The 21,491-nt window shown below is 70.3% G+C and carries 18 protein-coding genes and 2 pseudogenes; 7 read left to right on the top strand and 13 right to left on the bottom strand.

Annotation, left to right across the window (positions count from 1 at the left end):
• Window position 1 precedes the first annotated feature (1 nt).
• From ABS361_05610 to ABS361_05625, 4 genes and pseudogenes are all read right to left on the bottom strand, one after another.
• A pseudogene (locus ABS361_05610) lies at window positions 2-727 on the bottom strand (aspartate/glutamate racemase family protein).
• On the bottom strand, window positions 724-1,539 hold the full coding sequence (locus tag ABS361_05615; protein XBY45743.1) for a GntR family transcriptional regulator: 816 nt from the start codon (window positions 1,537-1,539) through the stop codon (window positions 724-726). The pseudogene ABS361_05610 and the gene ABS361_05615 overlap by 4 nt, the downstream one beginning before the upstream one ends.
• Window positions 1,536-2,920: pseudogene (locus ABS361_05620) on the bottom strand (amidase). Before ABS361_05620 ends, ABS361_05615 begins: the two are co-directional and overlap by 4 nt.
• Window positions 2,917-4,119 (bottom strand): MFS transporter, encoded by a 1,203-nt coding sequence (locus tag ABS361_05625; GenBank protein XBY45744.1) that lies wholly within the window; start codon window positions 4,117-4,119, stop codon window positions 2,917-2,919. The pseudogene ABS361_05620 and the gene ABS361_05625 overlap by 4 nt, the downstream one beginning before the upstream one ends.
• 131 nt (window positions 4,120-4,250) lie before the next feature.
• On the opposite strand from ABS361_05625, the gene ABS361_05630 reads away from it, so the two are divergent.
• Window positions 4,251-4,610, top strand: coding sequence for a hydroxyisourate hydrolase (locus tag ABS361_05630; GenBank protein XBY45745.1), 360 nt, complete (start codon window positions 4,251-4,253; stop codon window positions 4,608-4,610).
• A gap of 5 nt (window positions 4,611-4,615) precedes the next feature.
• On the opposite strand, the gene ABS361_05635 is transcribed toward ABS361_05630, so the two are convergent.
• The 4 genes from ABS361_05635 to ABS361_05650 form a co-directional block, all read right to left on the bottom strand.
• Window positions 4,616-5,419, bottom strand: a complete 804-nt coding sequence (locus ABS361_05635; protein ID XBY45746.1) for an ABC transporter permease — start codon at window positions 5,417-5,419, stop codon at window positions 4,616-4,618.
• An 11-nt stretch (window positions 5,420-5,430) separates the two neighbouring features.
• The gene (locus tag ABS361_05640) at window positions 5,431-6,279 is read right to left on the bottom strand and encodes an ABC transporter permease (protein ID XBY45747.1); all 849 of its coding nucleotides are present in this window, start codon (window positions 6,277-6,279) and stop codon (window positions 5,431-5,433) included.
• A 90-nt stretch (window positions 6,280-6,369) separates the two neighbouring features.
• Window positions 6,370-7,416: an ABC transporter substrate-binding protein gene (locus ABS361_05645; protein XBY45748.1), complete on the bottom strand. Its 1,047-nt coding sequence runs from the start codon at window positions 7,414-7,416 to the stop codon at window positions 6,370-6,372.
• A gap of 38 nt (window positions 7,417-7,454) precedes the next feature.
• Entirely contained in the window at window positions 7,455-8,570 is a 1,116-nt protein-coding gene (locus tag ABS361_05650) for an ABC transporter ATP-binding protein (GenBank protein XBY45749.1), read from the bottom strand.
• 153 nt (window positions 8,571-8,723) lie between these two features.
• Here ABS361_05650 and ABS361_05655 point away from each other — a divergent pair, with 153 nt between their 5' ends.
• Window positions 8,724-10,163 (top strand): amidase, encoded by a 1,440-nt coding sequence (locus ABS361_05655; GenBank protein XBY45750.1) that lies wholly within the window; start codon window positions 8,724-8,726, stop codon window positions 10,161-10,163.
• A gap of 37 nt (window positions 10,164-10,200) precedes the next feature.
• Window positions 10,201-10,932: an Asp/Glu/hydantoin racemase gene (locus ABS361_05660; GenBank protein XBY45751.1), complete on the top strand. Its 732-nt coding sequence runs from the start codon at window positions 10,201-10,203 to the stop codon at window positions 10,930-10,932.
• A gap of 15 nt (window positions 10,933-10,947) precedes the next feature.
• Here the strand turns inward: ABS361_05660 and ABS361_05665 are convergent, their stop codons facing one another.
• The 5 genes from ABS361_05665 to ABS361_05685 all read right to left on the bottom strand — a co-directional run bounded on the left by ABS361_05665 (window position 10,948) and on the right by ABS361_05685 (window position 15,923).
• Window positions 10,948-11,352, bottom strand: coding sequence for a cupin domain-containing protein (locus tag ABS361_05665; GenBank protein ID XBY45752.1), 405 nt, complete (start codon window positions 11,350-11,352; stop codon window positions 10,948-10,950).
• 123 nt (window positions 11,353-11,475) lie between these two features.
• A complete protein-coding gene (locus ABS361_05670) occupies window positions 11,476-12,159 on the bottom strand; it encodes an ABC transporter ATP-binding protein (GenBank protein XBY45753.1) in 684 nt (227 codons plus the stop codon).
• On the bottom strand, window positions 12,152-13,378 hold the full coding sequence (locus ABS361_05675) for an FtsX-like permease family protein (protein ID XBY45754.1): 1,227 nt from the start codon (window positions 13,376-13,378) through the stop codon (window positions 12,152-12,154). The genes ABS361_05670 and ABS361_05675 overlap by 8 nt, the downstream gene beginning before the upstream one ends.
• Complete coding sequence (locus ABS361_05680; GenBank protein XBY45755.1) at window positions 13,375-14,595, bottom strand: efflux RND transporter periplasmic adaptor subunit; 1,221 nt, start codon at window positions 14,593-14,595, stop codon at window positions 13,375-13,377. Before ABS361_05680 ends, ABS361_05675 begins: the two co-directional genes overlap by 4 nt.
• A gap of 269 nt (window positions 14,596-14,864) precedes the next feature.
• Window positions 14,865-15,923: a substrate-binding domain-containing protein gene (locus tag ABS361_05685; GenBank protein XBY45756.1), complete on the bottom strand. Its 1,059-nt coding sequence runs from the start codon at window positions 15,921-15,923 to the stop codon at window positions 14,865-14,867.
• Between the two features lie 295 nt (window positions 15,924-16,218).
• On the opposite strand from ABS361_05685, the gene ABS361_05690 reads away from it, so the two are divergent.
• From ABS361_05690 to ABS361_05705, 4 genes are read left to right on the top strand one after another with little or no spacing between them, the layout of a single operon-like run.
• Window positions 16,219-17,259, top strand: a complete 1,041-nt coding sequence (locus tag ABS361_05690; protein ID XBY45757.1) for an ABC transporter substrate-binding protein — start codon at window positions 16,219-16,221, stop codon at window positions 17,257-17,259.
• 10 nt (window positions 17,260-17,269) lie between these two features.
• Window positions 17,270-19,468, top strand: a complete 2,199-nt coding sequence (locus ABS361_05695) for an iron ABC transporter permease (GenBank protein XBY45758.1) — start codon at window positions 17,270-17,272, stop codon at window positions 19,466-19,468.
• On the top strand, window positions 19,465-20,598 hold the full coding sequence (locus ABS361_05700; GenBank protein ID XBY45759.1) for an ABC transporter ATP-binding protein: 1,134 nt from the start codon (window positions 19,465-19,467) through the stop codon (window positions 20,596-20,598). The genes ABS361_05695 and ABS361_05700 overlap by 4 nt, the downstream gene beginning before the upstream one ends.
• Window positions 20,595-21,404 carry an inositol monophosphatase gene (locus ABS361_05705; GenBank protein ID XBY45760.1) on the top strand — a complete coding sequence of 270 codons (810 nt, stop codon included), beginning with the start codon at window positions 20,595-20,597 and terminating at the stop codon, window positions 21,402-21,404. Before ABS361_05700 ends, ABS361_05705 begins: the two co-directional genes overlap by 4 nt.
• Window positions 21,405-21,491 lie beyond the last annotated feature (87 nt).

The raw sequence follows: 21,491 nt of genomic DNA on the forward strand, positions 1-21,491 counted from the left end.
GAGCGAGCCCGGTGCTCGCCTTCGGGGTCGGGCGGCGGTAGGTGCCGGTGGTCGGCTTGACCGGCGCGAGCGCCACCAGAGCCTCGGCCTGTTTCACCGCCGCGACCATGGCATCGACGCAGGGCACCGGAATGCGGTGCCGGACCCGCCCGGCGAGGCCGGCGAGCGGGGCGCCGCCGAGCACGATCACATCGGCGCCGTCCTCCGCGACCGCGCGGCCGGCGAGCGCGACGAGATCGTCCTCCAACTCGTGCTGCACGTCGGTGACGGCCGAAAACTGGCGATCGGCGCAGCGCACGCCGGTCGAGCGGTGCGACAGGCCGGCGGCGTCGATGGTCTCCTGATACCAGGACGCCATGGCAGGCGTGAAGGTCACGACCGAGAAGCGGCGGCCGAGCATCAGCGCCGTGACCATTGCGGCTTCCGAATAGCCGATCACCGGCACGTCGAGCAGCTCGCGGGCCGCGCCGAGGCCGGGGTCGCCGAAGGCGGCGAGGATCACGGCATCGAAGCCGCCAGCGGTCTCGGCCAGCGTTTCCATGAGTACGGCGCCGGCGATCTGCGCCTCGACCCGGCTCGAGATATAGGGCACGCCGCGCGTCGCGGTCTGGCCGACCAACTCGGTGCCGGGCGCCGCCGCCGTCCGGCCGACCGCGACCAGCCGCTCGGTGATGGCCGTCGTCATGTTCGGGTTGGTCACGAGAATGCGTGGGCCGGACGCGGTCATGCGGTCTCCAGAGCCGGAACGGCGCTCGTCTGATCGTCGGGGGCGGACTGAGCGGGATCCGACTGCGCCGGGGCGGGCGCGGTCCGCTCGCGCAGGCGGCGCGCACCGCCCGGCAGCCCCTTGGCGCAATGGGTCGCGACCAGTTCGCCGGTGCGGGCGACATGGCCGGCGAACAGCCGGCGCGCGGCCTCCGTGTCGCGGGCCTGAAGGGCCGCGAGGATCTGCCGGTGTTCCTCGATCGACTCTTCGACGCGGCCGAGCGAGCTCAGCGCGAGGTTGCGGGCGCGCTGGAGCCGGCCGATCAGCCGGGTGTGCGCCTCCGACAGCGCCGGGTTCGCCGCACCGGCGACGATGGCGGCATGGATCTTCTGGTTCAGCCGGATGTAGCCGGGCCGGTCGCCGCGGGCTTGGCGCTCCTCCATCTCGGCCTGCAGCTTGGCCAGCCGGTCGATCTCGGCGTCCGACATGCGGGTCGCCGCGAGGCCGGCGGCGAAGCTTTCGAGCGCGGCCTCGACCTCGAACATATGGGCGAGCTCGACGCCGTCGAGCGGCGCCACGACCGCGGCGCGGTTGCGCCGGAGCAGCACCAGGCCGTCGGCGGCGAGCAGTTTCAGCGCCTCGCGGACCGGCGTGCGCGAGGCGCCGAGCTTTTCGACGAGCCAGGGCTCGCTCAGCGTGGCGCCGGGCGCGATCTCGAGCATGACGATCATCTCGCGCAGCCGCGCGACCGCCTGTTCGGCGAGCGAGGGCGGATCGGCGCGGCGGCCAGGGCCGCGGACGGTGCGGCGGCGCGAAGGGGTTTCGGCGGTCACGGCCACAGGCCCTCCTCGGCGAAGATCGACTCCGCGGTTGCGGCGAAGCCGAGTACACGGTCGTCGTAGCCGCGCGGGGCCACGATTTGAAGCCCGAAAGGTAGGCGATCCCGGCCGCGCCCGCAGGGGATCGAGATCGCCGGCACCTTGGCGTGGTTGAACAGCGGCGTGAACACCGCATGGCCGCGCGGTGCCACCTCGACGCCGCCGATCCGCTCGGGGCCGAGCCGGTCGTTCGGCCAGGCGACGCAAGGGACGGTCGGGCCGATCAGGATGTCGACGTCCATGAAGAACCGGCCGACCGCGCGCATCACATCCTGGCTCAGCACCTGCGCCTGGGCGACCGCCGCGCCGTCGAGCGACAGGCCGCGCTCGATCTGCGCGCCGACATCGGGATCGAACACGCCCGGATCGCGCTGGAACGCCTCGCCGTGGAGCGCGGCGAGGCCGGCATGCTGGATCGGCATCAGCGCGGCCTCGGTGATGCCCGTGGGCCAGACCGGATCGCGGCGTTCGATCGGGATCCCGGCGCGGGCGAGCGCGTCGACCGCGCGGGCGATGCCGTCCTCGACATCCGCATCGACGGGTACGTCGAGGCCGAAGCGCGGCGAGACGGCGACGCGCACGCCTTCGGCGGGCGCGGATCGTGGAAGGCGAGAAGCGTCGTGTCGGGATCGCGCGGATCGAAGCCGCGCAGGACGGCGAACAGCGCGGCGGCATCGGCGACGGTCCAGGTGATCGGGCAGGGGCAGGAAATGCCGGCGAAGGGGCTCGGGAAACCGGGCCCGCGCGGGATGGCGCCGAAGGAAGGCTTGAAGCCGACGAGCCCGGTGTGGGCCGGCGGCCGGCGGCTCGAGCCGCCGGCATCGGTGCCGAGCGCGACCGGAACGAGCCCGCCCGCGACCGCCGCGACGGGGCCGCCGGACGAGCCTCCGGGTGTCAGACGCGGGTCCATCGGGTGCCGCGTCGTGCCGTAAACCTTGTTTGTCGTCATGCCCTTGCAGGCGAATTCTGATGTATTCGACATGCCGACCACGACGGCGCCGGCGCGGCGCAGCCGCTCGACCGAGATCGCATCGGCGGGGGCGACGAAATCCTCGAACAGCTTTGAACCTTGCGTCACGCGGCGGCCGCCGACCCAGATGTTGTCCTTGATCGCGATCGGCACGCCGGCGAGCGGCAGGTGTTCCCCGGTGGCGAGCCGCCGGTCGACGGTGGCGGCATTGGCGCGGGCCTCCGCCGGATCGAAGTCGACGATCGCGACGAGGCCGCGGCCGGCCTCGATGCGGGCGATCGCTGCCTCGGCGACGGCGGCGGCGCTGGTTTCGCCGGCGCTGACGGCGGCGGCGATCGCCACCACGGAGCGGTCGGGCGTGGTCATCGGTCGGTCCTTTCGAGGATCAGGAGGATCGCGCCGGCGAGCGCGATCACGCCGAGCGTCGCGAAGCTCGCCGCGAGTCCGCCGATCGCGGCGGTCATGGCGACGATGCCGGGGCCGGCGAGCAGGCCGGCGTAGCTGATCGACAGCACCGCCCCGGTCGTCTCGGCGATGCGGGCGTCGGGGGCGAGGCGGGTCACTTCGGCGACGAAAATGCCGTTCCAGCCGCTCGCGGTCGCGCCGAAGACGGCGGCGAGCGCGATGAGCGCCGGATAGGTGATGAACGGCCCCGCGACGGCGAGGCCGACCGCGGCGAGACCCATGCCGAGGCCGAGGCCGGCGACGATCATGCGCGCGGAGCCGATCCGGCCGACGCCCATCGCCCAGCCGAGCCGGCCGGCGAGGCCGGCGAGCTGGGCGACGCCGAGCGCGATGCCGGCCTCGACATGGGAATGGCCGAGCCCGACCGCGTGGCTGAGGAAGAAGGTGTTGAGCGTCAGCTGCATCGCGCCGAAGGCGGCGGAGGCGAGCGCCAGCGCGGCGAGCGGCCGATGCGAAAGCACCAGACGCAGTCCGGCGAGAAAGCCGGCCGCGGGAGCCGTCACGGAGGTGCGCGCCGGGCGTGGCTCCCGATCGACCACGGGGCCGTCGTAGCGCTTGGACAGGACGAGGCAGAGGGCGGCGACAGCGAGCGCGGGGACCGCCACCGCGACATAGCCGAAGCGCGGATCGACGGCGGCGACCAGCGGCGGCAACAGGAAGGAGCCGAGCGCGGCGCCGATCTGGTTGCCGGTCTGTCGCACCGAGAAGACCAGCGGCCGGTCGGCCGGGCGCGCGAGCCGGCCGAGCAGGGCCGCGCTCGCCGGCGTCTCCGGACCGAAGGCGATGCCGAGCAGCACGCCGGCACAGGCGAGCGCGACGATCGAACCTTCGGCCGCGACGGCGAGGGAGGCTGCCGCTGCGAGGCAGACGATCGCGGCGACCCGCATCGCACCGAAGCGGGCGACCAGCGCACCGCCGCGCGCGGCCATGACCATGGCCGTGCCGAACACCAGCGCCGCGAACAGCGACAGCGCCGCGGGCGAAAGTCCGATGCGCGGCGCCACCGTGCCCGGCACGAAGATCGCCGCGGCGATCACGACCTGCACGGCCATCATCGCGCCGAGCGCCGGCAGGAGCGGGGGCGCGAGGGGCGGGGACACGAGGGAGGGGCGGGTTCGACCGGTGTGGTGAGCCGGGTCGCTCCCCGCGCGGCATCGCGGGCGATGGCGCCGGCCGGTTCAGAGGCTACCATGGCGCTCACGCGGGATTCTCGAAAACGGAGGGCGGAGGCGTGGCGAACGCGGGCGGCATTTCGATACACGGCGTCGACATCGCCAAGGGCGTGGCGGCCGAGGGGCTCGAAGTCGAGCTGTTCGCGCTCGCGCCCGAGCGGCGGCTGATCGCGGCCGGCCGGCTCGGCGCCAACGGTCAGCTCGATCATCCGAGCGTGCGCGGCGAGGGCATCGCCGCCGGGCCGCACGAGGTGGTATTCCACCTGGGCGCCTGGCTGCGCGGCGCCGGCTATTCCGAGCGCGAGGCGGCGTTTCTCGACGTGGTGCCGTTCCGCTTCGTCGTGACCGAGGTCGAGAAGCACTACCATCTGCCGTTCAAGTTCACGCCCTGGGGCATCCAGCTGTTTCGCGGCGTCTGAAGTGCTCATGCGAGCCTCCGCGACAGGCCGGTCAGCCGTTCCATGACCAGGATCAGCGCGATGGTCGCGACGATCAGCACGCCGGAGAGCGCGGCGATGGTGACGTCGAGCTTGCCTTCGAGATCCTGCCACATGCGGATCGGCAGCATGTCGGTCGCCGCATCGCGCAGGAACAGCGACACCGGCACGTTGTCGAAGGACGACATGAAGGCGATGAAGCCGCCGGAGAGGATGCCGGGCCGGATCAGCGGCAGCGTGATGCGGCGGAAGGTCATGATCCGGCCGGCGCCGAGGCTCGCGGAGCATTCGAGCAGCGTCGGGTCGAGCTGCGCCAGCGCGGCGACGGTGTTGCGCACGACATAGGGCACGCAGACGACCGTGTGGCCGATGATCAGCGTCGTCAGCGACACCGGCATGCCGAGCGCGGAGAAGAACATCAGTGCCGACAGGCCGAAGGCGAGTGCCGGCAGTACCAGCGGCGACATGAACAGGCTGTCGAGCAGCCGCGCCGACAGCGCCTTCGAGCGCGCGATCGCGAGGCCGGCGGCAGTGCCCATCAGGATCGACAGCCCGGTCGCCCTGGCAGCGACCTTGAAGCTGTTCATGGCGGCGAAATGGAGCTGCCAGGCGTCCCAGAGCTCGGCGTACCAGCGCAGCGAATAGCCGGGTGGCGGGAATTTCAGCGAGAAGCCGCTGGTGAAGGACACGACGATCACCACGACTGTGGGGGCGGCGAGCAGCACGAGCGTCAGCACCGCGACGAGCCCCATGACGACGTCGAACGAGATCTTCTCCCAGTCCCGGCGCATCGGCGGCCCCCTCAGGCTTCGGTCAGGCCGCGCGACAGCCGGCCGAGCATGTTGAAGACCGTGACGACGGCGAGCACCGCCACGAGGAAGATGATCGAGATCGCCGCCGCGAACGGCCAGTTCTGCAACGTCGAGGCCTGCTGGTAGAGGTACATCGGCATGAACAGCATCTGGCCGCCGCCGACCAGGCTCTGGGTGATGAAGGCGGTGATCGCGGCGGCATAGGTCAGCATCGAGCCGGCGATGATGCCGGGGAGCGCCAGCGGCAGCGTGACCTTCACGAACGTCCGCCAGCGGCCCGAGCCGAGCGAGGCGGAGGCGTCGGCGAGGTTCGGATCGATCCGGCCGATGGCGGTCGCGAGCGGCAGCACCATGAGCGGCATCTGCACCTGTGCCAGCGCCACGACGAGGCCGCCCTGCGTATAGAGCAGCTTCAGGGGCGTCGCGATCAGGCCGAGCGACAGTAGTGTCGAATTGACGATGCCCTGCCGGCCGAGGATGACGATCCAGGCGAAGGTGCGCACCACGACGGAGGTCAAGAGCGGCAGGAGCACGATCAGCATGATCAGGCTGCGCATGCGCGGACCGGCGCGCGTGTAGAGATGCGCGACGGGAAAGCCGAGCACGAGGCAGAGCGCGGTGACCTCGAGCCCGAGCAGCAGCGTCGTGCCGAGCACGCCGAGGCTGAAGGCATCGCCGAGGAAGGCGGTGTACTGGCTCACGCCATAGGCCGTGCCCTTCGGGTCGACCTGCAGGCTCAGCGCGAACAGCACGGCGAGCGGCGCGACGAAGAACACGGCGAGAAAGCCGCCGAGCGGCAGCGCCAGACGCCAGTCGTAGGTGGTCGTGCTCGTCGCCATGGCAAGCGGCTCCGGTTTCCGGGGAGGCCGAGGGCAGGGCGCCGCCCTCGGGGGTGTTGCGCGGCGTGCGGCCGAGGCCGCGGCCCGGCTTCAGATCTTGATGTCGCGATTGAACTTCTCGATCCAGGCCGAGCGGTTCTCGTTGATCTTCTTCCAGTCCTGGAACACGAACTTCTTCTTCAGTTCGTCGGTGTCCTTGGCGAGCACCTTGGCAATCTCTCCGCCCATCTTGACCTTGGTGTTGGTCGGCACGATCAGATACGGCGCATCCATCAGCTTGGCCTGCACCTCCGGCGACAGCGCCGCCTCGATCAGCTTGAAAGCGAGTTCCTTGTTCGGCGAGTTCTTGACGATGTGGATGGTCGTCTTGAACGCGATCGCGCCTTCCTTCGGCGCCACGAACTCGACCGGCACGCCCTTGGCCTTGAGGATCTGGATGGCATTGAAGTTGCCGGGCGAGATGTCGATCTGGCCCTGCTGGAACAGCGTCGCGAGCGCGCCCGGATTGGCGGCGACCGCGGCGAGGTTCGGCTTCAGCTTCTCGATCGCGGCGAAGGCCGGGTCGATGTTCGCCTCCGAGCCGCCGTGCATCTTGGCGATCTCGACCATGAAGCCGGTGCCCAGCGTCGAGTTCATGTTGGTGATGCCGACGCGGCCCTTGTACTCGGGGTTCCACAGGTCGGCCCAGGAGGTCGGCGGCGTCTTCACTGCTTCCGGGTTGTAGGTCAGGCCCACGACCTGGAAGAACGGCGCCGGGCCGGTCGCGACCTGCGCCTCGGAGATCAGATCCTTGTAGTAGGCGCTCTTGTCGACCGGGTAGGGCTCGACCAGATCCTGGCCGATCGCGACCAGCGCCGGACCCGGATCGTGCAGCATGACGTCGATCGGCGGATTGGCCTTGGCGGCGTTGACCTTGGCGATCTGATCGACCGACAGCATCGGGTCGAGCACGATCTGCGCGTCGCCGGCCATCTTCTTGAACGCCGGCACCAGCACGGCCTTGTGCGCCTCTTCCCAGCTGCCGGTGAAGGTCGCGAAGACCAGCGGACGGGCCTGCGCGAAGCTCAGGCCCGGGAAGGCCTGCATGGCGCCGAGCGCGAGCGCGGTCTTCAGGAGCTGACGACGATCGAAGTCCATGGAAACCTCCTCGAAAGCGGAGTTCAGGGGAAGGACGGTCACGGCGCCGGATAGGCCGTGGCGAGATCGGGCGCGGCCGGGCGCACGCGCACCGGCGTGCCCGCCGGTCTGAGCGCCGCGCCGGCGAGCCGGGGTTCGGAGACCTTGATGCCGACACCGTCGGCGCCGCGCACCTCGTGGACGACGGTCGGTCCGAGCGGCAGGCCCATCTCGACGACGGCCGCGAAACCGCTCGCGTCGTCGTCGAGGACCAGATGTTCCGGGCGCAGGCAGACCAGGCAGCGGGCGCCGGCGGCGAGACCGCCCGCGGGCGTCCGCGCGACGATCTCCGCGCCAGCGTCGAGGCGGATTTTCGCGCCCGTGGCATCGGCATCGACCACGGCACCGCTCAGGCGGTTGGCGCTGCCGACGAAGGTGTTGACGAACAGGGTCGAGGGGCGGTCGTAGATTTCGGTCGGCGAGGCGAATTGCTCGAGCCGGCCCTGGCTCAGCACCGCGACGCGATCGGCCATCGACAGCGCCTCTTCCTGGTCGTGCGTGACCATCACGGTCGTGACGCCGGACAGGCGCTGCAGGCGCTTGATCTCGATCTGCATGTCGAGGCGCAGGTTCTTGTCGAGCGCGGCGAACGGCTCGTCGAGCAGCAGGATGCGCGGCTTGATCGCCAGCGCACGGGCGAGCGCGACGCGTTGCTGCTGGCCGCCGGAGAGCTGGCGCGGCAGGCGATCGGCGAGGTGGCCGAGCTTGACCAGCTCGAGCATGCGCAACGCCTCGGCCTCGCGCTCGGCCTTGGCCACGCCCTGCGCGGCGGGGCCATAGGCGACGTTCTCGGCCACGCTCATATGCGGGAACAGCGCGTAGTTCTGAAACACAATGCCGATGCGCCGATGGTTCGGCGGCAGGTCGTCGACGACCTCGTCGCCGAGCACGATCCGGCCCTCCGACTGACGGATGAAGCCGGCGACGATCCTGAGCAGGGTGGTCTTGCCGCAACCCGACGGCCCGAGCAGCGCGACCAGCTCGCCCGCGCGGATGTCGAGATTGATGTTCTCGACGGCGACGCTGGTGCCATAGCGATGCGTCACCGCGTCGACCACCAGCGATCGTCCACCCTGTTGTCCGCCGCCGCTTGGCGGTGTGCCCTTGTCCTGCATCGCGTCCGTCCGGCATTCGTCTTGCACCAAAGACGAGAGCAACGGGCATGCCAAATGCAGGTTTATGTATAAAAAACAACGATATATGTGATTTCAAAAATGTCTGCGCATGGCCGGAGCCCGAATCCTGTGCAATCTCTTGGAGCAGTTGACGTGAAAAGCGGCGATGGGATGGGCGAGGGGGCCGACGCCCCGAAGGCTGCCGGGGGCGAGCCGGTCGCGGCGGTCGAACTGGCCGGGCGGCTCGCGCGTCGCGAGGTCGCCGCCGAGACGGTCGTGCGCAACCATCTCTCCCGCATCGCGCGGCTCGATCCGGCTTTGCGAGCCTTCATCACCGTCGGTGCGGAGGGGGCGATCGAGGCCGCGCGCGCGCTCGACCGCCAGCCGGTGCCGGTCGGGCCGCTGCACGGGCTGCCGATCGCGGTCAAGGATCTGACCGATACCGCCGGCCTGCGCACCACGATGGGCTCGGCGCTTCATGCCGACCGCGTGCCGGAGCGCGACGATCCGGTCGCGGCGCGGCTGAAGGCGGCGGGCGCGATCGTCCTGGGCAAGGCCAACACGCCGGAATTCGGCTTCGGCGCGGTCTGCGCGAACCGGCTCTGCGGGCCGACGGCCAATCCGTTCGATCCGCGGCTGACCTCGGGCGGCTCGTCCGGCGGTTCGGCGGTGGCGGTCGCGACCGGCATGGCCGCGCTCGCCCATGGCACCGACTTCGGCGGTTCGGTGCGCACGCCGGCCGGCTTCTGCGGCGTCGTCTCGATCCGGCCGACGCCGGGGCTGATCGGCGATGCCGCGCGCGATCTCGCCTGGAGCGGGCTCGCGACCCATGGCGCGCTGGCGCGGACGGTCGACGATGCGGCGCTGATGCTGTCGGCCATGGCGGCGGCCGAGGTTCTTGATCCGCTCTCGGCCAGTGCCCATCGTCCCGATCCGAACGTGAACTCTCGTCCGCAAAGGATCGCCGCGACGCCAGATTTCGGCATCGCGCCGGTCGCCGCTGTCGTGCGTGCGCGCTTCGCCGAGGCCGTGGCGGCGGCGGAGCCGGTCGTCGGCCCGATCACTGCCGCGACGCCCGATTGCACCGGCGCCGGCCGGGCGTTCCGGACCCTGCGCGCGGCCCAGATCGCGCGCGGTTTCGGTGCGCTCGCCGGCACCGAGGGCGACCGGCTGACGGAAACCGTGCGCTGGAACGTCGAGGCGGGGCGGCGCCTGTTGGCCGCGGACTATCTGGAGGCCGAGGCGATCCGCTCGGCGCTCTGGCGGCGCTTCGTCGGCTTCTTCCGCGACCACGACGTGCTGATCGCGCCCTCGGCCTCGGTCATGCCCTGGCCGAACGACGACGGCGAGGTCACCACGATCGACGGTGCGCCGCTCCTCGACATTCTCGACTACCTGACCGTGACCTTCGTCGTCTCGCTGGTCGGGTTCCCGGTCGTGACCATCCCGGCGCCGCAGGGCGCGCATGCGCTGCCCTTCGGGCTGCAGCTGATCGGCCGGCCCGGCGAAGAGGCCGGCCTGATCGCCTTCGCCCGCCGGCTCGAACGCGAGGCCGGCTTCGCCTGGCGCGCGCCCGCCATCGCCGCCGCCTGATCCCGCTTTCCTGATCCCACGCACTCCGGAGACCTCGATGACCCACCGCATCGGCATGTTGACGCCGTCCTCGAACACCGTGCTCGAACCGGTCACGGCCGCGATGCTCGGCCCGGAGGGCGATGTGACCGCGCATTTCTCGCGCTTCAAGGTCACCGAGATCGCGCTCTCGGACGCGGCGCTTGGCCAGTTCGACGCCGAGCCGATGCTGGCGGCGGCGGACCTGCTCGGCCACGCCAAGGTCGACGTCGTGACCTGGAACGGCACGAGCGCGAGTTGGCTCGGCCTCGATCGCGACCGGGCACTGGCGGCCGCGATCGCCGCGCGGACCGGCATCCGGGCGACGACCTGCGTGCTCAGCCTGTTCGATCTGATGCGCGCCAAGGGCATCGGCTCGATCGGGCTCGTGACGCCCTATACCGCTGACGTGCAGGCCGAGATCGCCAAGGTCTATGCGTCGGAAGGCATCGTGGTCGCGGCGGAGAGCCATCTCGGCATCCGCGACAACTTCTCCTTCGGCCTCGTCGACCGGCCGACGCTCGATCGGCAGATCGCGACCGTGGCAGCGGCGCGGCCGGAGGCGATCGTGATCCTGTGCACCAATGTCGCCGGTGGGCCGCATGTGGCGCGCTGGGAGGCCGAACACGGCGTGCCGGTGATCGACAGCGTCGCCGTCACGCTGTGGGGCGCGCTCAGCGAGTTCGGGCGGCCGGGGCTTGCGACGCCTGAGTTCGGACGACTGCTGTTCGGACGACTGCTCGCCGGGTGACCGGCTGGCTATGAGCTAGCCGTGCGGCGCCGAATATTCGGCGTCGGAGACGTGCTCGAGCCAGTCGACGGTGCGGCCGTCGAGCGCCTCCTGAATGGCGATATGGCTCATCGCGGTCTCGGCCGAGGCGCCGTGCCAGTGCCGCTCGCCGGGCGGGAACCAGATCACATCGCCGGGGCGGATCTCCTCGATCGGCCCGCCCTCGCGCTGGGCGAGGCCGCGGCCGGACATGACGATCAGCGTCTGGCCGAGCGGATGGGTGTGCCACGCGGTACGGGCGCCGGGCTCGAAGGTGACCAGCGCCCCGGCCGCCCGCGCCGGCGCGGCGGCAGCGAACAGCGGATCGATGCGGACGGTGCCGGTGAACCAGTTGGCCGGCCCCTTGGCCGAGGGCTTTGCACCTGCGCGCTGGATCTCCATCGATCGGCTCTCCTCGTCGTTCCGGCCGGCTTCTGTCCGCCCCAGACGTATCACGCCCTGCACCGGCGCCCAATGAAAGGCGCGTGACGAAGCGGAGAAGGGGCGCCGGCGTCGCGGTGCGGCCTACGGCGCGATCCGGCCATCGACGACCTGGATGGTCCGGTCGCATTGGCTGGCGAGGTGCATGTTGTGCGTCACCAGGAGAAAGCTCGTGCCGTGCTCGCGGTTCTCGCGGCGAAGCAGCGCGAAGACGTCGTCTGCTGATTTCGTGTCGAGATTGCCGGTCGGCTCGTCGGCGAGCACGAGATCGGGCTTCATCGCGAGCGAGCGGGCGACCGCGACGCGTTGCTGCTGGCCGCCCGACAGGTTGGTCGCGAGGCTGTTGGCGAAGGCGGCGAGCCCGACCTCGCCGAGGAGCGCGCGCGCCCGCGCCTCGATCTCCCGGCTCGGGAAGGTCCGGTCGGCGACGAGCGGGATCATGACGTTTTCCAGCGCCGTGAAGGCGGAGATCAGCAGGTGGTACTGGAACACGAAGCCGATGGTGCGGCCACGCAGGCGCGTGAGTTCGGCATCGGACATCCGGCTCGTCTCGACGCCATGGATCAGGAGGTTCCCCGCGGTCGGACGATCGAGCAGGCCGATGATGTTGAGCAGCGTGCTCTTGCCAGAGCCGGATGGTCCGATCAGCGCGACGAACTCACCGCGTTCGAGCGTGAGATCGATGCCGTGCAGGACTTCGGTCTCGTTCGGGCGGCCGACATTGTAGGATTTGCGCACGCCCTCCAGGCGCAGGATCTCTTCAGCCACGGATCGCCTCCACCGGATCGAGCCGCGCCGCACGGATCGCCGGCGCCATCGCCGCCACGAGCCCTGTCACCGTGGCCAGCAGCGTGGCGGCCACGAAGAGCTGGGGCTCGATGATCAGCGGGATCAGTTCGCTGCCGTCCGCCTGGCGCGAGACCGCGTGCCAGTAGACCAGCGCGCCGGTGCCGAGCGCGGCGCCGGCGAGCGAACCGGCGAAGCCGAGCAGGCCGCCCTGCAGCAGGAAGATCCGCAGGATCTGGCCGCGCCGCGTCCCCATCGCGCGCAGGATGCCGATGTCCTTCGAGCGCTGGATCACCGAGACGACCAGCACGGCCGCGATGCCGAAGGCGACCGACAGGCCGACGAACAGGCGGATCAGCGTATTGGTGTTCTGCTGGGCCTGCACGGCGGTGAAGAACTGGGCGTTGGTCTTGATCCAGCTGTCGGCATCGACGGCGTGGGTGGCCGAGATTTCCCGGGCGATCGTCTCGGCGGCATAGATGTCGTTCACGGTCAGATCGATCGTGGTGACGCCGCCGATCAGGCCGAGAAGCGCCTGGCCGGTGCGCAGCGCCACGAAGGTCAGGCGCTGGTTGGTGCCCTTGTTGCCGAGATCGATCAGGGCGGTGACGGTCAAGGTGCGGGCGACGCCGGAGGCGGCGGTGACGTTGAGCTTGTCGCCGACGCTGACGCCGAGATCCTTGGCGAGTTCGGTGCCGATGACGATGTCGTCGCTGGTCAGCCGCAACTGGCCGGCGACGAGATAGTCGGGCAGGCGCACGATACGGAAATAGGTTTCGGGATCGATGCCGCTGACCGAGATCGACCGGCTGGCATCGCCGCGCACCGCCAGCGCCGAGCCGCCCGCCGTCGGCGAGACGACGGCGATCTCGGGCCTCGTGCGCATGGCCTCGGCGATCGCCTGCCATTGGTCGATCGACAGCACGCGCTGGCTCGGGCGCTGGACGACCGGATCGGCGACCAGGGTGGCGCCGGTCCGCAGCGGCCGCGCCACCTGATCGGGCGCCACGAGCTGGATGTGCGGCTGGGAGGTCAGCACCCGGCGCAGGAAGTTCTGCTGGAGGCCGGTGAGCATCACCGACATGAACACGATCACGCCGACGCCGATCGCGATGCCGCCGAGAATAAACAACGTCTGGAGGCGCCCCTCGCGCAGGAAGCGCAGCGACGTGATCCATTCGAAGGGCAGAAGCGGGTTCATGGCAGGACCGGCCGCAGCCGCTGGCCGGGGCGCAGGCTGGACGTGGTCGGCACCACCAGGTCGCCTTCCCCGATGCCGTCGAGGATCTCGGCCTGGACGTTGCCGCGCAAGCCGAGGCGGACCGGCTGGCGGTGCGCGCGACCGTCGCGCGCGGCCAGAACCCAGGGCTGGGCGGAGCCGGCATCGCGGATCGACCGGAGCGGCAGCACCAGGGTCGCGTTGCGGCGACCCACCTCGATATCGACGGACACGGTCATGTCCTGCCGCAGATAGGCGGGCGGCTCGGCGACGTTGAGCTTCACCTCGACCGAGGCGCGGGCGATGTCGACACCGGGATTGATGTAGGACACGACCGCGTTGAAGCGGGCGTCCGGATAGGCGTCGGCCGAGGCGAGCGCCGGTTGGCCGACGGCGATGAGGCCGAGGTTGCGCTCGTCGATCTGCAGCACGAGCTGCGTCGTGCCGGCAGGCGCGAGCACCAGCATCGCGCGGCCCGGCTGCACCACGGTGCCTTGTTCCACCTTGCGCGCGATCAGCACGCCGTCGCGCGGCGCCGCGACGGTCGCATAGCCGAGACGCGAGCGGGCGGTCGCGAGATTGGCTTCGGCCTGATCTAGCTGGGTCTGCGCCAGGACGTAGTCGCTGCCCTCGGGGCTCGCCGTGAACACCTGGAGCTGGGCGGTATTGACCTGCGTGCGCGCGATGTCGAGCGCGCGCTGGGCGTCGTCGAGCGCGGCGAGGGTCGAATGGCCGTTGCGGGCCAGTTCGGCTGTCCGGTCGAAGGCGGCCTGGGCGTTGCGCAGCGTTGCTTGTGCCTGCGCCAGATTCTCGCGCGCCATCGGCAGGGTGAGGTCGGTGAGCTGGCGGATGCGCGCGCGGGCCTGGGCGAGCGCGCCCTGCGCCTGCACGACCGCGGCCTGCAGTTCCTGCGGCTCGAGCTTGACCAACGGCTGGCCGCGCGCCACGCGCTGGCCGTCCTCGACCAGCACTTCGGACACCGTGCCGGTGATCTGCGCGGCGATCTCGACGCGAAACGGCGTCTCGACATGACCGCTGGCAACGACGGTGCGAACCAGATCGGCGCGCTTGACCCGATCGACCACGATCTCCGGGCCGAACGCGACCCGTGCCACCTGCCAGGCGCCGAGCGCGAGCAGGACCACGACGACAAGCGCGAACCAGCGATGAGCCCAGACGAAGGACACAGTGGTCCGCAAGGTACTGCCTTTGTTTGTGAAAGCGCTGCCGCGCGGAATCCCGTGCGCGGGATCCGGCATCGCTTGCGATCGACTGTCTTGCATGTCCCGGTCCCGTTCGGCGCCCCTGGCCACAGACTAGGGACTGCAAGGGGACGCGCCATGATCTAGAACAAGGAGGGGTGTACGGCGGTGGCCGGGTCTTGCCGGCGCATCGGGTCATGCCGGCGCAGGCGTCAATCCGAGAGGCGCGGGCGCGCCGGACCCGGACATTCGGGGAGGCGGCGGGATCAGGGCGTGCCGGGGACCCGGACCGATCGCCGCCAGACCAGCGTCGGCGGCAACACCACGCGTAAAGGCGTCTCCGGCGCATCGTCGCCCAGGAGCTCGACTGTCCGGGCGACGATCGCATCGATCGGCTGATCGAAGGTCGTCAGTTGGTAGGACAGCCAGTCCGACTGTCGGATGTTGTCGCAGCCGATCACCGAGACGTCCTCGGGAACCCTGAGGCCGAACTCGCGCCGCGCGGCGTCCATGACGCCGCAGGCGAGGATGTCGTTGACGCAGAAGACCGCGTCCGGGCGTGTCGACGCGGTGAAGAGGCGGCGTCCGGCCGCGACGCCGTCCTCGTAGCGGGCGACGGCACCCTCGCGCACCACGGCGACATCGAGCCCGAGGTCGCGCGCGGCCGCGACGAAGGCCGTCTCGCGCTCGATCAGGCTCGGCGTCGGGTTGCCCGTGTCGACGACGGCGAGGCGGCGGCAGCCGCCGCGCACGAAGGCCTGCAGGGCGGCGCGCGCCACCGTGGCATTGTCGAGCCGGATGTTGTGCGGACCGTCGATCCGGTCGTCGCGGTTGATCAGCACCATGCGCTGGCCGTTGTCGAGACAGGTCCGGATCACGGTCTCGGCCGGGGTTCCCGACACGACCACCGTGCCATCGGCGCGGTAGTGCAGGCTCTGGCGCAGCACGGCCTCGCCCGCCTCGCCGCGGCCGTCCGTGCTCAGCACCATGGCGACCTTGCCGATCGCCTGGAGCTCCACGGTCAGCGCGCGCAGCAGGCGGGCCTGCTGCGGCGTCTCGAGATCGGCCACGATCAGGCAGACGATCCCGGTGCTCCGGCTGATCAGGCCGCGCGCGAGATGATTGACGTGGTAGCCGAGCGCGGCCGCGGCATCGAGCACGCGCCGCCGCGTTTCCTCCGAGACGCTGGCACCCGGTGTGAACACCCGCGACACTGCCGACCGGGAGACGCCGGCGCGGATGGCGACTTCGCGTGCGCCGACGAAGGCGGGGCGGTCACGCCGTCCCGCGCCGATCGTCTCGTCGGCGTCCTTCGAACCCGTCATCCTGCGGCTGCCTCCGGCGTCGTCCGCGCCGCTCCGATCGTCCACTCGATCGCGTGCTGCCCGGTTCGTTGCTAGCGTGGTCGTTCTTTTTCAGGCTTGCAAGGGTGTGCAATGCGATTTTGCGATGCGGTATCGTTCGCAACTGCGGAATGACGCGGGAGTATGTAACGATCCGTTGACAATGTGACAGTTCGCGTGACACCGTGTTTGCAAGCGTGTGCAAAGCGCGGCGGACCCGGCGATGACCTGCGGTCCGTTCCACCGCCGACACGGCGGGGTGTTCTGGGAGGACGTCATGGCGAATGGAAAGCACCGGGTGGTGGTCGGCACCGTGTTGGCCGGTCTGATGGGGGCGATCGCCGGCGGCGGTCATGCCGTCGCGGCCGGGTCGGTGGTGGTCTACTGCGGTGTGAACGAGGAATGGTGCCGCGCCGCGGCGTCCGCGTTCGAACAGAAGACCGGCATCCACGTCGACATGACGCGCCAGAGCGCGGGCGAGATCTACGCCCGCCTGCGCGCCGAGAAGGACAATCCGCGCGGCGACATCTGGTACGGCGGCACCGGCGATCCGCATCTGCAGGCCGCATCCGACGGTCTGACCGAGCCCTATCAGTCGCCGGCGCTGAAGGACCTGCGCGCCTGGGCGCAGAACCAGGCCAAGCGCTCCGAGTACCGGACGGTCGGCATCTACCTCGGCGCCCTCGGCTTCGGCTACAACGAGAAGGCGCTGGCGAGCCGCAAGGCGGCGGTGCCGGCGTGCTGGGCGGACCTGCTGAAGCCGGAGTTCAAGGGCGAGGTCCAGATGGCCGATCCCAACTCCTCCGGCACCGCCTGGACCATGCTCGCGACCATCGTCCAGCTCATGGGCGAGGAGCAGGCGTTCGACTATCTGAAGAAGCTCAACGACAACATCGACCACTACACCAGCGCCGGCGCGGCGCCGGCCCAGGCGGTCGGGCGCGGCGAGGTGACCGTCGGCATCACGTTCCAGCACGATCTGGTCGATGCGGCCAAGAAGTCGCCGGCGGTCAAGGTCGTGTCGCCCTGCGAGGGCACCGGCTTCGAGATCGGCTCGATGAGCCTGATCAAGGGTGGCCGTCATGTCGAAGAGGCCAAACAGTTCTACGAGTGGGCGCTGACGCCCGAGGCGCAGGCGATCGCGGCCAAGAACGGCAGTTATCAGGTGCCATCCAACGAGAAGTCGCCGGTGCCCCCTGAGGCGCCCGACACGTCGAAGATGAAGCTGATCGACTACGACTTCGGCAAATACGGCTCGTCGACCGAGCGCAAGCGGCTGCTCGCGCGCTGGACCCAGGACGTCAAGAACGCCAAGTGAGGCGCCGCCCATGCGATTGCCTACGAAGGCGTCCCGCTTCGGTGGGCCGGCGCCCTGGCTGTTTGCGGCCTGGGGTGCGCTGATCCTGCTGCCCTGGTACGGCTCCGAGCGTGGTCTTGCCGCGCTCGTGACCGGTCCGACCACGTCGGCCATCGTCGCCGGCCTGACCGGAAAGCCCTGGCTGCTGCTGCTCGTCCTGCCGCTCGTCGCCGCGACGCTGGCGGTCCGGGCCGGCCGGCCGAAGCTTCTCGCGTGGGCCGCCGGGGCAGGGCTGCTGTTACTCGTGGTCGAGGCGTTCCTGATCGGCGGCAAGGGCTGGTCGGTCGTGGCGCTGACCGGCGCATTCGGCGCCGGGCCGAGCCAGCCGGCGCTCGGCTGGGGCGCGCTTTTCCTCGCTCTGACGCTTTCGATCGTGCTCGCCCACGGCCTCGCCCGTCAGGGCTGGTGCAAGGGCGACGCCTTCACGGTCGGCGCCCTGATCGTCGTGTCGGGGTCGATCTTCGCCTTCGTCGGCTATCCGATCGCCTGCATGCTGATCTCGGCGTTCAAGGACAACGCCGGGCACTACGATCTCGCGATGTTCGCGACGAAACTCGGCGACGCCTCGATCTGGGGGCTCGACTGTCTCCAAAGCAGCAAGAGCTGCGGCGTCGCATGGAATTCGCTGGCGCAGGGCGTGATCGTCGGGGTGCTGTCGACGCTGCTCGGGCTTGCCTTCGCGCTGGTCGCGGCGCGGACCACGTTTCCGTTTCCGCGCCTGTTCCGGGTGATCTCGGTGCTACCGGTGATCACCCCGCCGTTCGTGATCGGCCTCGCGCTGATCCTGATGTTCGGCCGGGCCGGCATGGTGACGGCGATGCTGACCGACCTGTTCGGCCTGCCGCGTAGCCGCTGGATCTACGGCATGCCGGGGCTCACCATCGCCCAGCTGCTCGCCTTCACGCCGATCTCCTATCTGGTGCTGCTCGGCGTGGTGCAGGGCGTCAGCCCGTCGCTCGAGGAGGCGTCGCAGACGCTGCGGTCGGGCCGGTGGCGGACGTTCCGGCATGTGACCTGGCCGCTGATCCGGCCGGGCCTCGCCAATGCCTTCCTGATCGCCTTCATCGAGAGCCTCGCGGATTTCGGCAATCCGATCATGATCGGCGGCAACTTCCGCGTCCTGTCGACGAGCATCTATTTCGCGGTGGTCGGCGCGGCACAGGATCAGGGGCAGGCGGCCGTGCTCGCCATCGTGCTGCTGGTCTTCACGCTCGCCGCTTTCCTGCTGCAGCGGCTCTGGGTCGGCCGGCGCAGCTATGTCACGGTCTCGGGCAAGGGCGACGCCGGCGTGCCGGTGCCGCTGCCACGCGGGCTGAAGATTGCCTGCCTCTCGGTCGTGATCCCCTGGATGATCCTCACCGCGGCGGTCTACGCCATCATCCTGGCCGGCGGCTTCGTCGCCGCGATCGGCTCGGACAACACGCCGACGCTCAAGCACTTCGTCACGGCCTTCGCGATCGGCTCGGGCGATCACGGCTGGTTCCTGTCCGGATCGGCATGGAATTCGCTGATCACGACGCTGCAGGTCGCCGTTCTGTCGATGATCCCGACGGCGGCGCTCGGCATCGTGACCGCCTACCTCTTGAACCGCCAGCGCTTCGCCGGCCAGGGACTGTTCGAGTTCCTGACCATGATGAGCTTCGCCATCCCGGGCACGGTGATCGGCATCAGCTACATCCTGGCCTTCAACACGCCGCCGATCGAACTCACGGGCACGGCGACGATCATGATCGTGGCCTTCGTGTTCCGGAACATGCCGGTCGGCATCCGCGCCGGCCTCGCCAACCTCAGCCAGATCGACCGCAGTCTCGACGAGGCATCATTCACGCTCGGCGCGCGCTCGGGGCTGACGCTCCGGCGCGTGATCCTGCCGATCCTGCGCCCGGCGATCGCGACCTCGATGGTCTATGCCTTCGTGCGCGCGATCACCAGCGTCAGCGCGGTGATCTTCCTGGTCAGCGGCGAGTACAACCTCGCCACCGTCTACATCGTCGGTCGCGCCGAATTCGGCGAATACGGACTGGCGATCGTCTATTCCGCGGTCCTGATCGTGATCATGGTCCTGGCGCTCATCGCGATCCAGGCGATCGTCGGCGAGCGGAAGATCGGTCGGCGGCCGGCCGCGGCGGAGCGAACCTCGTCCCTCGACCGCGTCGCGGAGGCTTCATGAACCAGATCGTGTCTTCGTCTTCGATCCCGGCGCCCGCCGGGGCGGCGAGGGGGCTTCCGCCGGCCCTGGAGTTCCACCAGGTCGTCAAGCGCTATGGCCTGGTGACCGCGGTGGCTGGCGTCGACTTCACGGTCGATCGCGGCACGCTCGTGACCCTGCTCGGCCCGTCGGGCTGCGGCAAGACCACCACGCTGCGGCTGGTCGCCGGGCTCGAATTGCCGACGACGGGGCAGATCCGGATCGACGGCACCGACGTCACCTTCCGCTCGGCGGCGGAGCGGGACGTCAGCATGGTGTTCCAGTCCTACGCGCTGTTCCCGCACATGAGCGTGCTCGAGAATGTCTGCTACGGCCTGCGTGCCTCCGGCGTCGGCAAGGCGCGGGCGGTCGAGATGGCGGCCGAGAAACTGGCGACCGTCGGGCTCGCCGGTTTCGAGAAGCGCCTGCCAAGCGAGCTGTCGGGCGGGCAGCAGCAGCGCGTCGCGGTGGCGCGCGCCATTGTGCTGGAGCCCAAGGTACTGCTGTTCGACGAGCCGCTGTCGAACCTCGATGCGAAGTTGCGCCGGCGGGTTCGCGAGGACATCCGGCAGCTTCAGCAGCAGCTCGGCCTGACGGTGATCTACGTGACGCATGATCAGGAGGAGGCGCTCGCCGTCTCCGACCGGATCATCGTGATGCGCAACGCCCGGATCGTGCAGGACGGCACGCCGCGCGATCTCTACGAGCGTCCGGCCGATCGTTTCATCGCCGACTTCATCGGCAACGCCAATCTGGTGCCGGTCGAGGTCACCCGCGACGACAGTCCGCTCGCGCGGGTGTCGCTCGACGGCATGGTGCTCGCCCTGCCGCATCGCGATCTGCCGGCCGGCCGGCTCGATCTGGCGGTCCGGCCGAACGCCTTCCTGCTCCGCGCCGGCGGGCCGCAGCCGGGCGAGATCGCCGGCACCATCCGCAAGGCCGCCTACCTCGGGAGCCACATGGAATACGAGCTCGTCCTGCCCGGCATCGACCGGGAGCTTTTCGTGGTCGATCCCGGCGTGGAACGGCCGTTCGAACCCGGCGCCGTGGTCGGCGTGCGGATCGCGCCGCACGGTGCGGCGCTCGTGCCGGCCGATGGCGGTGCGGCATGAGCGCGACGGTTCTCTCGTCAGGAACGGCGGCCGGATGCGCCGCCGACCTCGACGCGCGCTTTGCCTTCGCCGTCGATGTCGCCCGCCGGGCCGGGCGGCTGGCGCTCGATCTGCGTGACACGCTGGGGCCGGCCGAGGCCAAGAGTGCGATCGACTTCTGCACCGAGGCCGATCGGGCCGTCGAGCGGCTGATCCGCGCCGAAGTCGCCGATCGTTTCGGCGACACGATGATCGGCGAGGAGGACGGCGGCGAGGCGTCGTCCCGGGTCTGGGTCGTCGATCCGATCGATGGCACGGCGGGATACATCCACGGTACGCCGCGCTGGTGTGTGTCGATCGCGCTGGTCGTCGACGGTGCGATCGCGTTCGGCGTCCTCTACGCGCCGGCGGAGGACCGGTTCTTCACCGCCCGCGCCGGCGGGGGCGCGTTTCTGAACGGCGCGCCGATCCGGGTCAGCGGCTTGCGCCACGGCGCGGCGCCGGTGGTCGAGATGGGCTGGTCCGAGCGTCGTCCGCTCGAGCGCTATTGCGCCGTCTTGCAAGGCCTGACGGCGGCCGGCATCGAATTCCGCCGCCACGGCTCCGGCGCGCTCGGTCTCGCCGACGTCGCCTGCGGCCGGAACGACGGTTATGCGGAGCTGCACATCAACGCCTGGGACGCGCTCGCCGGCATCCTGCTGGTGCGCGAGGCCGGCGGCTTCGTCAACGACTTCCTGGCCGACGACGGACTGACCCGCGGCAACCTGCTGCTCGCGTCGACCCCCGAGATCGCCGCGCGGCTCTCCGCGCTGGTGGGGGCCGGCTGAACGTTGCAGCCGGTCCGATCCGCCCGGCGCGCCGACGTCGGCGCGCCGGGGCACCATCCGGTGCCTGCCTTGGCCTCGGCCGCCTGA

Source organism: Ancalomicrobiaceae bacterium S20 (assembly GCA_040269895.1).
In the GTDB taxonomy this organism is placed as follows: domain Bacteria; phylum Pseudomonadota; class Alphaproteobacteria; order Rhizobiales; family Ancalomicrobiaceae; genus Methyloraptor; species Methyloraptor flagellatus.